We start from the raw sequence: 14,040 nt of genomic DNA on the forward strand, positions 1-14,040 counted from the left end.
CTTCTTAGATCAACGCCCCCATTAGTTGAAGTAGAAAAAAGAGACGCACATTCAACACTCGCGCCCGATTGCAGTAGACCGTTCTGTACATCTATGTTTTCCGGACGATCCTATTTTACATAGTTCTCCTTCAATAAATTTTTAAATTAGGCCTTGCATAACGAAATTAATTCAATTAATCCATAGCCATTCACTACAATTTGAGCGTCTCATCCAATTTCTGAATCTTTGAGTGGGAAATTAAAAAAACATTGCCAAAAACGTCGATTTTGTCTCCCTTTACACGTACAGCGCAATCTTTGTTCGACGCATAAATATTTATTTCTTCCGATAGGAGAGAAAGTTCGCTTTGAACCAGTGCAATATTATTTTCAAGATCAAAATGAGACAGGACGGAAAAATTGTCAAGACCAATTCCGTCGTAAACAGAGCTCATTTCAACTTTATATCCAAAGCTTTTCGAGCATAACCATTTAGCGGACATGTTGATTGCACCAGCGCTTGCTCCCATCACAACGGCGCTGCTTTTTTTAATAGAGTCCGATAATTCATATTCCATCAAAAAACCATTTTGTTTAAGAGTATTGCCACCCAACAAGAAAATGACTGAAGCATTTTGAATTTTCGTTTGGGCATCTTCCTTCTGTACGCGATAATTAATTAAATGATATTCATCAAACATAATGCCAGCCTGGTCAAGCCAGGAGCGTTCAGTAGCACCATCATCTTCATAAATAGATGGATTCGAGCTAATCATAGCAAGCGATTTTCTATCAGTTATATCCTCCTGTAACAGCCTGCCCAGATTCTCTGGAAAGAAATTGTTAAACCAACCTAAATAATAGTGAGTTTTCATAAGTACCCCCGTAGCAAAGTGTAAAAAACTTTCATTCCTTGCGTCACTCATTCTGTTTTCTTGTCACTAACAAAATACTCTCAATACGGCCCGATTGTTGAAAACAAGTTAAACAACGCTCTTCAATTAACCTGCCCGTTAATCCAATAACTTCAACAAAAAAAGGGTTAATCCTTCTTAGATCAACGCCCCCGTTAGTTGAGAAACCTAATTATATTTAATTCTTGTGACTTGAAACTACTTCGCCTTTACTATTATAAGCAATAAACTCAGCTTCATATATTGCATCACTTTTAGTTCTGTAAAAAGCAAATTTTTCTCCTGAATCCACACTTGTCAGTTCGAAATTATGAATGATATTCTTCCCGTTAACCATTTTTACGTTAGCTATTTCACTATCCAACACCCTAAGTGAAATCGCGTGATATTCTCCTTCATTACTAAAAGGGGAATCGAACATTGAAATAAAGAAAGGTTCATTTGTCCCTTCTGGAGGAGAAAATGAGAAATCCATTTTGTTATTCCAGGATAAAAAAGACTTTTCAAGATACATTTCCCATTCCCCACCCTCACTATCTTTAAATAGGGCAATAGATTTATTATTATCGATAAGTTCAATTTCTTGTATATTTGTTATGCTCCAATGTTCTTTAATTTCATTTGCTATCTGTTCCTTGTCGTCTCCTCTTCCAATGAACCAAATTGAGCCAAGGCCAATGAGAAACAAAACAACGAATATTTTATTTTTTTTCAATCACATCATCCCCCTTTTAGTTTATATCGGTCTTCCACTAAACTGCCCATTACTTGAACAAACAACGGGCAGTTATTTGTTCAGCAAATACAACATAATCTTTGAAAATGATTTTATAAAACATGAATATAATTGATATTAAAAGTTAAACTAAAATAAAAAAATAGGATGTGATTAAATGAAGCTGATCTTCCCCCTAGTATTCATGTCAGTATTATTATTCCTGGCACCTGTTAATACTTCAGCTGCCACATTAGAAAAATTACCCTCAGCTGAGACAACAAAGAATTGGAAGGTTGTAGTTGGAAAACCAGATACTAATAATCCCAAGTTAAATAAATCGACAAATCCTGATTTGTATAATGTTTTTAGTCTGGACATAAAAAATGTTAGTGATGAAAAAATCAAATTGGAAAAGGTTGAGGCTTATAGAGAAGAGCCTAAATTAGATACTCAGTATGAACTTTTTACAGCTGAACTAAATAAGGAAAAATACTCGTCCAATAATTTTCATTTTCAAAATTTTGGTTTGTCTAAAAAATCTTCATATCTTAAAGTCGTTGTAACATGGACAAAGGAAGATGATAATACCGAGAGAAAATATAGAGAAGAATTCATTTTTCAACAATAATAGTTATTGTGTTGAGAAGAATGTTTTCTACTCTTTTTTTCTGAGCAAGATTAGTCAAAAGTGCCTTATCATTAGAGTTTTTATTATTCACAAACCTGCCCTTTAGTTGAACATGGCAATAGTCGTATCAATTAGCTGATATTAAGTTTTCAATAATGAACCGCAGAATTTAGTCAAGCCATTTTACTATTATTATTGTTAAGAAAATGATAGCAATAATTATTACTTCAAATTTATTATTATTTGCCCTTTTTCTCCTTGTTTTTTGTCTATATATATTTTGAATTTTAAATGAATCTTTTTTTAGGATTCTCCATTTTCAGACCTCCAAGCAGAATAAACCTAATTCATTAAAACCACCGTTAATAGTTCTTCAGTGAATGTCTCATCGTATACTTAAGAATATATATTTCGGAGTGGCATTTTCATTCATTATTCCATTAACCTGCCCGTTAATCCAATAACTTCAACAAAAAAAGCGTTAATCCTTCTTAGATCAACGCCCCCTTTTATGGAATAAAGACTCTCCCACATTAATTTACTTTTTCTAAAAGATTTTTAATTTGAGTATCATTTTTTTCTCTAAATTCGTTTATTACTTTCTTCTTGAATTCATTCCACTCTTCACCCTTAGATGTTATATCGTCATACAGTTTGTTTTCCAATAACTTTCCCTTCATCGATTCATAAGCATATTCTTTGTAGTATTCTTCTACTGTCATATTCATTTCATTGAGAAGGTTATGGAAGTTTTCATTTTGTGCTTCATTTGCCATCTCTATATTAAATTCTATAACCTCTTGAACTTCTTCATCCGATACAGAAAAGCCTTGGGTTTTAGCTTCATACATTAATATGTAGTCATCGATTAATTGTTCTATCGCATTAGCTCTTATGTTTTCTTTATCTAATGATTGCTTAGAGTTGAGACTCTCTAAGGATTGTATTCTCCTCTCAATTTTATTTTCCGTTACATATTCATTCAGAGCTACAACGTTAACCCCTCCTTTTTGTGCATCGCCTATTACGCATCCTACCAAAAGTGACATTGTGAAAAGCATAAAAACAATAAATTTCTTCAAAAGTATTCAACCTTTCTGTTTGCTTACATTACGACCTTAGCTTATTCGACTAACCTGCCCATAGCTGAAGATACTAAGTCTTTCTGAAGACAAGCTGGCTGCTATTTGGCTCCGGTTAGCTTTATAATCTAGTCTTTTATTGGTTTACCTACCTATTCGTTCAAGTGTATTTGAATAATTGTCATCAATAATTAGCATTGGTTCCTTTATTGACTGTAAAATACTTTTCATGTCAATAAATTCATTGTCTATTTCTTCACTGATGGTTCTAAAAACTGTAATTACGGCTTCCATTTTCTCTTTTTCTTCATTACTTATGGCATAAGAATGATTTTCAAGGAACTTATTTGTCATACCAGATATAAATTCATCAACACGAAATAAGCTATATTGCATTAAATCCCAATCGGATGATGCGTCTCCCATATGTATTGTATTGATAGCAAATAAGTAGGAATGAATGCTTCTACTTTCTCCTTTAACAATTCTCCAATTGTTGTACAAATCGCTTTTCACTTCACTGTTTCCTTCAGTTAAATTAACAAACTCCTCCAGCCTGTTAGCCAGATTATTACCTTTAACAGTAATAATTGATAAATTATCATAATTTCTATCTATACTCTGATTAACATAATGTCTATATTCAATCTGAACATAAAAACTGTAAATAACAAAGACTCCAATTAACAAAAAAAGAAATCTGTTTAAATACTTTTTCAAATTTGCTTTATACATATAATCCCCCATTGACTCTTTTACTTCTTCAAGTATCCTGCCCAATAATTGAAGATGGACAATAACAGAAGATCAATTAGCTGTCTTCAGTTATTGCCCCCTTTTGTTGAATATGCATCTATTTAATTCAGCAATCCTTTTTAGTTCTTTTGCACGGTTAATTATAAACTCTGTCATATATCTCTTCAAAAACTATTTGTCGGCAATTATCCCAATTGAACCAAAAGGTGACTTATATTCTAATGTATCAATCATTAAGGTTCCACCTTTTTCTTCTACAAATTGATGTGTATGAGTAAAAGAACTAAAGGCTCCTTTTACCATAATATCAACAAACTCAATAGGCTTTTCCATATGTGTTACTTTTGCCGTTAGCCTTTGTTTAATACCAAAGTGAGTAGCTTCCCAAGTAACACTATCTCCCTCTTCTAATAAACCCAGCGTAACTCCACCCACAGCTTTTTCCTTAGTTTTAGCAGTGGTTTTAGTATGTATATCTACGTTTCTTGCAAGGTCAAAGCATACTTCCACAGGTGCTTGTATAAATTCCTTGTGCTTAATAATAGGCATTTGCTCTCTCCTTTGTAAGAACGTTTCAATTATTTCTTACTCAACTCTTCTGCATGATCGTTGAAGAAGGCAATAGCTGAGATCAATAAGATAATCTTCAGTTATTGCCCCCGTTTGTTGAATAAATTGGACTGCTGTTATGTAAGATAATCAGTTGCTACTTCTATATTGAAAAGTCCACTTTCCTTTAGAAATTGATTTAGTAGGTAGAGATGTCCAGAACCATAAAGAACAAAAATTCTTTCCTCTCCTGTCTTAGCTAATTCAACTACATTTTTATAGATGACCATATTTCGGTAGTACCAGTACTGAGATGTCCACATTGCACCAGCTGGTGTATCTTTATCCCCGATTAAAGCAAGTTGCATATATGTTTCTTGAGTTGACTTGATATTTTTAGGATTATTTAACCAAAGTAGAAACTCTTGAATTGTGTGGTTATGAAGATATTGCTCTATCTCCTTGGTTCTTTGTTCTTCTTTGATTGCTACCTCTTCAAAGATTTTTGAGTTATTTTTTTTAGCCCAATCACCAATATTAGGGACACCTTCTACTTGGTAGTTCCAGTCAACAGCAAATATCTCATCGTGTTGCATTTCATTAGCTAGTTTATAACCAAGCTGATGGAGTTCACTTGCACTCAATCGTAAATTGCCACTACGGAAGGTGTTATATTCTTCGTTCAAATGATCTTGATTTCCTTTAAGGACTTCTAGAGCCACTTTTGAGGGGCGAAATTTCTTCAGAGTGCCTACTACATCGTTGATTTCTTGCTGTCTTTTTTCTGTCAAAATACCTTCCGTCTTAGGCATAAACATATCGCCATTATCAGGGGTGTCTAAATGGTTAGTTCCTAATACTAATACAGTTGGTTTACTCTTGATAACAAACCTCTCCCTTACTTAACTAATCTTTTCAAAGTTATACGGACCTATATGATATAAGTTTCATATTATTCAATTAAACTGCCCGTTAATCCAATATCTTCAACAAAAAAAGCGTTAATTCTTCTTAGATTAACGCCCCCTATAACGGAACTATATAAAGAAAACGCCTGACAACGATAATATGAAACAAACAAAGAAAAAAGCGAAGTTTTTCATTTGCTTCTGCTGTTTACTATGTACTAATAATATACCAATTCCAACAAGGGAACCTAACCAAGCAATTATCCCTGCAACCTCATTGCTGTATGAATAGTTGAGTATAATTGCTGCAATGAAACCAACAAACATTACTCCGATGCCTAATTTTTGCAACTTTTATCTCTCCTTTACCTTTTATTAAATCCTAACAATTATCAGGAATTTTTTATACCCTTCTTCCATTAACCTGCTCCGAATAATTGAAGAAGGGCAATAGCCGGATCAATTAGCTGATCTTCAGTTATTGCCCCCTTTAGTTTAAGAAGGTTATTAAGTCATTTTTGTTTGAATGTATTTTTGCATCCATATTCCAGCATTGAAAACTGATAAAATCATAATAAAGTAAAAGAGTACCCTATTGAACAAAAACTTCTCGTCACCAGTAAAATCAATGTAAGAAAAAGAATGATAAATAAAGCCAATAGCAACTATTAGTGAAAGGATAAGTTTTCCTTTTAAAGAGTTAATCATAAGCCCTCCTTATCTGAATAATCCTGCCCGTTAGCCGAAGGTGATACATTTGCTGACTAACTGAAGAGAGGCGGCTGCTTGTTAAGCAAACGCCACCTTTCTTGAAAAAGTATTTTAAGATTACCTTAATGGTCTGGAATTTCAACTGGTATTGCGAACTTTACTTTATCTGGGTTGATTTTCATATCCTCTAATACCTTTTTTTCTAGTTCTTTTGCTTCCTCTTCATTATCTTCAGTTAGCATTTCAAAAGCATTGGGATGTTTTTTTTGAATTTCGGCAAAATCACCAGTGTCTTCCTCGAGTTTCTCAAAAGCATTCGGAAACTTTCTTTGGACGTCTTCAAAGCTCTTTTCTTCAGACGAGTAATTATTTTGATTAGAACAAGCCACCATCAATAAAGTTAATAACACAATTATTTGCAGTTTTTTCATAAATCTACCTCCCCCCTATAATATCTTTAAGAATTTCAAATACCCATATATTCCGTTATCCTACCCGACTATGGAACAATTCTTTATATATTAACGAATACCTTATTCGGAAAGCTCCGGATTATTTATTTAACCTGCCCAATAATTCAGTTATTGCCCCCTAACCTTTCGCTTTGTAATCTTGTTAAATCCTTAATAGAAATATCATTGTTTTTATCTAGAAACCACTTTATTAAGTAATACCCTAGTGAATAGCCACCCCAAAAAGGTAAACCCTTATCTTTACTACCGAACATATATAAATCCGTTGAGGTACCCTTATCATAGATATGATTTTTATATGTGCTTTCCCATATTGTTTTAGCTTGAGACTCAGATAAAGCATCTTTATAAGGCCCAAGATATTCGTTCCCTAATCTAGTCTTAACAAAATGCTCAGCTAATCCCTCTAAAACCATTCGGTCAAGTAAAGTCTCACAATTTTCTTTTAGCCCTAATTCACTGATACGCCAATGATGATGATATTCGTGTGTTACAACAGACTTTATTGTTGAGCGCACATTTTCTTCTGGAAGAACTGCAAAACACATCTTTCCATCCCAATCCGTAAAAGCCGATACTCCATTAAGTTTAGATTTAACAAAATCATCATTTTCATCTAAAATGAATAACTCAAACTGTACAGGTCTTTTTGAAGGGTATTGTTTATGCAAAAGATCCAACTCTTCTTTTATGAAATTTTCAAAATTAAGCGACCTCATTTTGTTCAACTGTTCTTCAAGTGAGTTAATGTCATTGTTTAAATTAAACATTCCGAAGAAAGACATCATTTCAAATTCTTCTTCATCAAAGTTGAATATATCCATAAAAATTTCTTTCCTGTTTCCTTGGGGATTTTATTTCACTACTGAAATAAATTTCTCCATATCAGAAAGTCTATCTTTGTGTTCAACTAGATTATTAATTTGGGTAATTGTTCTCTCTCCTTTCTCTTCCATAACTCTTTATTTCGTTAACCTGCCCTATTGCTTAATACCAATTATTTCAAAATCATGAGATCAACTCAATCTTTTTTTCCAAAAAAATAGACACTTACCTTATTACAGATAAGCGCCCGATTGTGGAATAGCTGGATTCTTATATCAGGCATATGAAGATGACGTTTAGTATAGCTTACCTTTTGTCAATATAGTTGCTTTCCCGCCTACCATAACTCTTGGATTATTTTTATTAATTAATTTTGTAATGATATTAGAGGGTCTGCCCATACTATACCCTTGCAGGAAAGAGTACTCATGATTAAATTTATTTAATACGTGTTTATTAAAAAGATAATATGTTAAGGCCCCATTCGAAGTGCCTGTTGCGGCTTCCTCATCAATACCATAGAGCGGGCAAAAGTTTCTACTCTCTGCTATTCCTTCGTTTGTGTCAAGCGTAAATGCATGGACTCCTCCCACTAAATTGATTTTTGTATATTCAGCAAGTGCTTTAAAATCAGGATTTAGAGCATACAAAGCATCCTTTGTTTTTATTGGAAGCATTATATCCCAAAGACCAGTGCTTACCGCTTGAGGTACTAGATTGAAATTTATACTTCCTATTAGGCTTTTATCAATTTTAAAAAGGTAAGATAAATAATCATAATCATCAAATATTTTTCCTAGCTTAGGTTCAGCTTGTTCCATCATTATAAATGATTGATTCACCTCAACAGGAAGTGTTCCAGCTAGTGTTTTTATAAAATATGTATTGTTATCTTCAATAGCATGGCTGTCCAATAGGGCTTTGAAGGATGCAATGGTAGCATGTCCGCAAAGTTCAACCTGTGAAGTCGGTGTGAAAAACTTTATTTCAAAATTTTTATTGTTCATTTTTTTGATGAATGCTGTTTCTGAAAAGCGAACTTCTGCAGCAAATTTCTGCATAAACTCTTCGTCTAAATTTTCATGGATTACTACGCCTGCTGGATTCCCGGCAAATTTTGTTTCTGTAAAAGCATCAATTACATAATATAACAATTCTAACTCTCCCTTATTTTGTAATTTCAAAAAATGTCTCTTTTGCTTAACTAAATTATTTCAGTTTTCAGGAATTTCAGCAATATTTACTATACAATCTGGCCCGATTGTGGAATAAGGCATAAAGACGATTCTTCAACTAACCTGCTCCTTTAACTGAACAAAGAAAAAACTCTGAAAATCACCTGCCCGATCGTTCTTCAGCTATAGCCGCCACCCCGTTAGTTTAAGTATATTTATTCACAATAATAATAGAAAATTGTAAAATTATCTAACTTTAATGATAAGAGCACCTACCCCTACAATCCAAATATACGCAAAGAAAACAAGCCATAGATAAAGAATTGAAATTGACTCGTTTCCAAGAAGTGTGATAACTGCTAAAGCCATAAATAAAATAGCCAAAGTAATATGTGATGAAAATGCAAAAAAGCGGAAGATATTACGGATGACTCGTTCATCTGCTTCGGGTAAGTTGTCTTTTTTACGTTTTTGTTTTACCACCTGAATTACTATCAAAATGATTGTTGCTAGAAAACCGCCTGCAAGCACTTCATACGGAAATTCACCTTTACTAAGATAAACAAGAGATGAACCAAGAACAGCACCTATAAAAGTACACATAATAGCAAAGAACGGTCCCCATTTTTCTATCAACTTACGCCATTTCTTTCTGTCTTCTACACTCATTTGCCATCCTCCTCTAAAATAAAGATTTCTTCAATGGAAACCTCAAAATATTTTAGTATTTTTAGTGCAAGTTCAAGGCTTGGATTGTACTTATTATTTTCAATAGCAGTAAGTGTTTGCCTAGTAACTTGTAAATCTTCAGCCATTTTTAATTGAGTAATGCTTTTTTCTTTTCTAATTTTACGAATATTATTTTTAACTGGAATATATATACCTCCTTCAAAAGTAAATATATCTTTACATAATTTATACCAACAAAACCCAATTATGTAAAGATATATTTACACAATTGGGTTTTTAAATTTAATAAAAGTAAAATTCAACGTACATACAAATTTTATTCAAACTATCTTTCCTTATAGATCTAACCTGCCCTTTAACTGAATTATGGAAAAGTTGGCCACTATCAATTTTTAACTATTGCTGCTTAACTAGAACAACTTATTCCTGCTTTCTGCACTTTTAATTAAATACTATTAAATGCAAATAAATATGCAGTAAATATTAGACAAAGTATGATAGCAGAAACCTTTTTATGTTCCTTTATACTTAAAATAGTTAGTATAATAATCGATAATAGACTTTAAAAATAAAACAAGTAATCAAACCAAGTCTCTTCAAGGAAAAAAGTATTTATTGTTAGTATGGTGAAATGTGTGATCAAAATAAAACGGTATATTTTATCAATGTTTCTGCTCTTTTTTGCTTCCATAATCCCCCTCCATCTGAGTTATCTTTAGGGTACTGTTGAGTTGCTCATAATATTTTTTGCAATTCTGCTTTTAATTCAACAAGCAGTGGAAACTGCTTGTTCCACAAATGCCCCCGTTAGTGGAATAAGCCTATTATTCACAACGACTAAATACTCTTTCAATTTCACCTTCTATTATTAGTTGTTTAATCACTCTTTCAATATCTTCCCGCCTAATCCTCTTCACTAAAACCATATCGCTTGACCAAAAATATCCCCCATTTAAACACTCACCTGTTTGTTCATTTTTCTCAGGAGAGCGTAAGGATGCTTATACTATACGAGAATAGTAAGCTACATCGGTAACTCTGCCGAGTAAATTCGATTCAGGCAACACCGCTACCAAAGTAAATCCGAGTTTTTCAATTAACTTTTTTGACTTCATATTTTTATTATCTATAGTAGCAAATAGGCGTTTAAGGTTTAATGTGCTTTTACAATGCTCAATGACCGCGGAAACCGCTTCATACGCAAAACCGCATCCCCAATGCTCCCTCATGAAGCGATAACCAATTTCGCCAAGATAACCTTCTACTATTTCTGGAATCATTACATCACCGATGAATTCATCAGTATCTTTTAATGCGACAGTCCATTTTGTTTCATTACGGTTCCTAAGCATTTCTAACATTGAGTGTTCATCACGAGGGGGATTACTTCCAAGAAATTCTCTTACTTCATCATTGTTAAACATTTTAACCATATTGGGAATGTCTTTTTCCGCTCTCGGACGTAAAATCAATCGTTCTGTTTGAATTTTCGGTGCTTCTTTTTTTGCCATGATTTATTCCAGCCTTTCGTACATTATATAAATAATCTATCAATGTGAACGGTATTGAACTTCATCGTTTGTTATCTCCTTATGAAATTTGTAATATAATTCGATACCGATTATTTGGATTCCTTTTTCAAGTAACCTGCTCCGTTAATCCAATATCTTCAAGAAAAAAGCGTTAATCCTTCTTAGATCAACGCCCCCGTTAATGGAATATACACCACACATTACTCATTGGTACCTAATTTTTTTATATACTCCGACTCCAAAGTAATAAAGGAGACCAATCCCCATTATAATCACGCCATAGACTATAAATCCCATACCACCCCATCCTCTGATAAATACAATGCCTATTACAAATGATATATATCCTATTATTGATATGGATAAGGGAATAATTAACCCTCTTTTACTTTTCGCTCTAAAAAAATGAATAAAAGTCAAAATCAAAATTACAGCCAACGTTGATACAGCAATCACTGCATCACCATAATACTCCCACCACATAAGAGTCTCCCCCTTAGTATTGAACTTACATAATATTGACGATTACCAAGTAATTATTGTTTCCTGTATTAGAACTTATTCAACTAACTTTTACTTGAACATACGGCGGCTGCCTTTTCAACAAACGCCCTGTTTGTGTATTGCTCGTTAAGGTGTATTCCATATAAAAGTACGAACAATAAGTGGAACAATTACAGTAAGCACAAGAAGAAACGCATTTCCAAACATTCCGATGTTTCTTGAAACCCCTTTATTACCAAACCAAGAAAGCACAACTCCAATAACTGAACCACTTATCATCACTGGAAAGACTGCTTCATCTGGAACTAAATCAATTCCATTGAAAAATAAAATGTAAACCATTAAATCGAAACCAAATATAATCACCGAAATAATATTAAGATATTTTTTCATCTTTCATCCTCCCCCTTGTTAAACAATCCTTCCCTTTTCTTGAACTAGCAATGGGAGGCTGCTTGAATTAGACGATAACCAAATTGATACAGTTTCCTTTATTCCGTTAAACTGCTCCTTTACTTGAACAAAGGCCGGCTGCTTTTTCAGCAACTTAAGATTATTTAAAATTACTCGGGATTTTCACGAGAACATAATTTTTAGTCCACATTTGTGTGTCGCAATTAAACTTTTATCGTCTTTTTCAAAGAATAGACCAGCACCATCTTTATCTTTAAATTCCCATCCATTTGAGACAACCATTTGTTTAATATTTTCATCAGCAATCGATATACCTTTATTCTCACTACTTGTGAGGTGTTGTCTTTTGAGATCACAATCTTATCTTGATTAGAGTTTTTGCTAAAGCACTAGAACCACTAAATAAAGTAGCTAGTAAAATACAAATGATATAACCGCACTAACTAAAACAACGATTCCTTTTATTAAGTATTTCTTTCTTTAAATTTTATAATGAAAGTTGTGCACAGGCTTGTAATAGTGATTAAACCCATTTGAAATGCGCTTGGTTCAAAATTTAAAAATATTAAAGTTAATGATATTACAAAGAAATAAATACCGAATAATAATCGCTTTTTTAAACTCATGCAATAACTAACTCCTTACTGATATTTAAAATTTTTTGGGTCCTCCAAACCAATAATAATCAAATTTACACGCTCTTGCATATTTACCAGCATATATGCCACCTATCCAAGCATTTAACGCTATCTAGTATAAATCCAATCTTTTTCAACTAATCACCCCTTTTTAGTTTTTCAATCAAAATATTTTTATAAAATTCGTTCTTCAACAATACTGCCCTTTAACCTAATACCAATTATCTCCAATATTAGCAGCTTACTCAAGAAAAATTTGTATACAAAAAGAAGCTCACCCTGTTCCGGATAAGCTCCCGATTGTTGAATACTGTTTAATTTCAAACAAATAATGCCATTATTATTAAATCTTGATATCCGTTTTCTAGTTTTACTCCTTTTCTTTTCCGTCCTTCTTCAATAAAGCCCATATTCTTATATAATTTAATTGCACCCATGTTATCTTGCATTACTTCCAGACAAACCTTTTCTATATTGCTGTTATTTTTAGCCCAAGTGATTAACGTTTCTAAAAGTGCTCTGCCGATACCATATTTTCTATATTCAGGGAGTATTGTCATTCCGAAAGATCCTTGATGACTTATTTTTTCTTTATTACCGTTCTTAAAATCTATTGCTCCCACTAATTGGTCACCGACTTCAGCAATAAACTGTACGCAATTTGGATTTTCAGAATAAGCCTTTAACAAATTTTGAACATCTTGCACACTCAACTTTTTATAGTCGTCTACAGAACTAAGCATAAATGGAGCATCAATTAGAGCTTTTGAAGCAGACACCAGCATTCTTTCTGCATCTTTTTCTTGGGCTTCTTTAATTGTTACAGTTTTCCCATTTTTAGATTTATAAGTGAAAATATTAGTTGATAAAATTTCAAACAACCCCTTTTAACTTATCTTAACTATTCTACTATCTGTCCTTTTCTAGCATAACTTACAATTTCAAGATTAACCTTCTAATATCCTCCCTTATTCCAGATTACTGCCCTTTAATCGAATAAACGAAAAGCTCGAGACCTGCTGCCTGATCTTCAGCTATCGCCCCCGATTGAGGAAGATCCATTATGTTATTAAAGGTTGTTAAAGTCGGCTTGCGCTAATTGAAAGATCGCTACCCTTTATTTTTAATACAATGTTTCACAACAAAAAAGGCTCTAAAACTAGAGCCCATTTTGTTTTATCTTCTAAATCCACCTTCTGAATGAATAATCTGACCTGTAATCCAATCTATGGCCCAAAACAGGAAAAGGACGCATTCTTCAATAAACGCGCCCGATTCTGGAAGTATGGGCCTCTTTCCTCAAGAACTCCAAAAGCTATTTCTTGGATAGATAATATCTCGCATTAACGAAAAATATAGTCCCCAAAAGAAATAACATAACTGTAAGCCAGCTTGCAATGGCAGAAAATTCGTCTTTAAAAATAAATACACTTGCCCCATTAACAAATACCATTACTGCCATAACTATATACAAACCCACTACATACTTCATACAGAACCTCCCTTTCCCAGGGCCTTTACAAGAAGTTATTATCTTAAATG

The 14,040-nt window shown here is 33.1% G+C and carries 17 protein-coding genes and 1 pseudogene; 1 reads left to right on the forward strand and 17 read right to left on the reverse strand.

The genetic code is table 11. The annotated features are described in order from the left end of the window. Positions 1-193 precede the first annotated feature (193 nt). Together ACYH0O_RS18775 and ACYH0O_RS18780 are read right to left on the reverse strand one after the other, a co-directional pair. Positions 194-856, reverse strand: a complete 663-nt coding sequence (locus ACYH0O_RS18775; protein WP_482629873.1) for a Type 1 glutamine amidotransferase-like domain-containing protein — start codon at positions 854-856, stop codon at positions 194-196. Positions 857-1,073: 217 nt separating this feature from the next. Beyond that, on the reverse strand, positions 1,074-1,610 hold the full coding sequence (locus ACYH0O_RS18780; protein ID WP_482629874.1) for a hypothetical protein: 537 nt from the start codon (positions 1,608-1,610) through the stop codon (positions 1,074-1,076). A gap of 178 nt (positions 1,611-1,788) precedes the next feature. Between ACYH0O_RS18780 and ACYH0O_RS18785 the strand changes: the two genes are divergently transcribed. After that, positions 1,789-2,241: a hypothetical protein gene (locus tag ACYH0O_RS18785; RefSeq protein ID WP_482629875.1), complete on the forward strand. Its 453-nt coding sequence runs from the start codon at positions 1,789-1,791 to the stop codon at positions 2,239-2,241. Positions 2,242-2,774: 533 nt separating this feature from the next. On the opposite strand, the gene ACYH0O_RS18790 is transcribed toward ACYH0O_RS18785, so the two are convergent. From ACYH0O_RS18790 to ACYH0O_RS18860, 15 genes and pseudogenes are all read right to left on the reverse strand, one after another. Beyond that, entirely contained in the window at positions 2,775-3,323 is a 549-nt protein-coding gene (locus ACYH0O_RS18790; protein WP_426892979.1) for a SurA N-terminal domain-containing protein, read from the reverse strand. A gap of 144 nt (positions 3,324-3,467) precedes the next feature. Beyond that, positions 3,468-4,058 (reverse strand): hypothetical protein, encoded by a 591-nt coding sequence (locus tag ACYH0O_RS18795; protein ID WP_482629876.1) that lies wholly within the window; start codon positions 4,056-4,058, stop codon positions 3,468-3,470. Between the two features lie 90 nt (positions 4,059-4,148). Beyond that, positions 4,149-4,628, reverse strand: a pseudogene (locus tag ACYH0O_RS18800) (SRPBCC family protein). A 137-nt stretch (positions 4,629-4,765) separates the two neighbouring features. Beyond that, a complete protein-coding gene (locus ACYH0O_RS18805) occupies positions 4,766-5,440 on the reverse strand; it encodes a DUF5694 domain-containing protein (RefSeq protein WP_482629877.1) in 675 nt (224 codons plus the stop codon). Between the two features lie 225 nt (positions 5,441-5,665). After that, a complete protein-coding gene (locus tag ACYH0O_RS18810; protein ID WP_482629878.1) occupies positions 5,666-5,887 on the reverse strand; it encodes a hypothetical protein in 222 nt (73 codons plus the stop codon). Positions 5,888-6,369: 482 nt separating this feature from the next. Further along, positions 6,370-6,678 carry a hypothetical protein gene (locus tag ACYH0O_RS18815; RefSeq protein WP_482629879.1) on the reverse strand — a complete coding sequence of 103 codons (309 nt, stop codon included), beginning with the start codon at positions 6,676-6,678 and terminating at the stop codon, positions 6,370-6,372. A 146-nt stretch (positions 6,679-6,824) separates the two neighbouring features. Further along, positions 6,825-7,544, reverse strand: coding sequence for a DUF2268 domain-containing putative Zn-dependent protease (locus ACYH0O_RS18820; RefSeq protein ID WP_482629880.1), 720 nt, complete (start codon positions 7,542-7,544; stop codon positions 6,825-6,827). Positions 7,545-7,841: 297 nt separating this feature from the next. Next, positions 7,842-8,729 (reverse strand): PhzF family phenazine biosynthesis protein, encoded by an 888-nt coding sequence (locus ACYH0O_RS18825; RefSeq protein WP_482629881.1) that lies wholly within the window; start codon positions 8,727-8,729, stop codon positions 7,842-7,844. A gap of 237 nt (positions 8,730-8,966) precedes the next feature. Further along, complete coding sequence (locus tag ACYH0O_RS18830) at positions 8,967-9,389, reverse strand: hypothetical protein (RefSeq protein WP_482629882.1); 423 nt, start codon at positions 9,387-9,389, stop codon at positions 8,967-8,969. Further along, on the reverse strand, positions 9,386-9,595 hold the full coding sequence (locus tag ACYH0O_RS18835) for a helix-turn-helix transcriptional regulator (RefSeq protein WP_482632614.1): 210 nt from the start codon (positions 9,593-9,595) through the stop codon (positions 9,386-9,388). The genes ACYH0O_RS18830 and ACYH0O_RS18835 overlap by 4 nt, the downstream gene beginning before the upstream one ends. Positions 9,596-10,411: 816 nt before the next feature. Beyond that, complete coding sequence (locus ACYH0O_RS18840; RefSeq protein WP_482629883.1) at positions 10,412-10,921, reverse strand: GNAT family N-acetyltransferase; 510 nt, start codon at positions 10,919-10,921, stop codon at positions 10,412-10,414. A gap of 225 nt (positions 10,922-11,146) precedes the next feature. Next, complete coding sequence (locus ACYH0O_RS18845; protein WP_482629884.1) at positions 11,147-11,425, reverse strand: hypothetical protein; 279 nt, start codon at positions 11,423-11,425, stop codon at positions 11,147-11,149. Between the two features lie 147 nt (positions 11,426-11,572). Further along, positions 11,573-11,839, reverse strand: coding sequence for a hypothetical protein (locus ACYH0O_RS18850; RefSeq protein ID WP_482629885.1), 267 nt, complete (start codon positions 11,837-11,839; stop codon positions 11,573-11,575). Positions 11,840-12,818: 979 nt separating this feature from the next. Further along, entirely contained in the window at positions 12,819-13,379 is a 561-nt protein-coding gene (locus ACYH0O_RS18855; protein ID WP_482629886.1) for a GNAT family N-acetyltransferase, read from the reverse strand. A 434-nt stretch (positions 13,380-13,813) separates the two neighbouring features. Continuing rightward, positions 13,814-13,990 carry a hypothetical protein gene (locus ACYH0O_RS18860; RefSeq protein ID WP_212138777.1) on the reverse strand — a complete coding sequence of 59 codons (177 nt, stop codon included), beginning with the start codon at positions 13,988-13,990 and terminating at the stop codon, positions 13,814-13,816. Positions 13,991-14,040: the final 50 nt, after the last annotated feature.

The sequence above is a fragment of the Rossellomorea sp. H136 genome, from assembly GCF_056838065.1.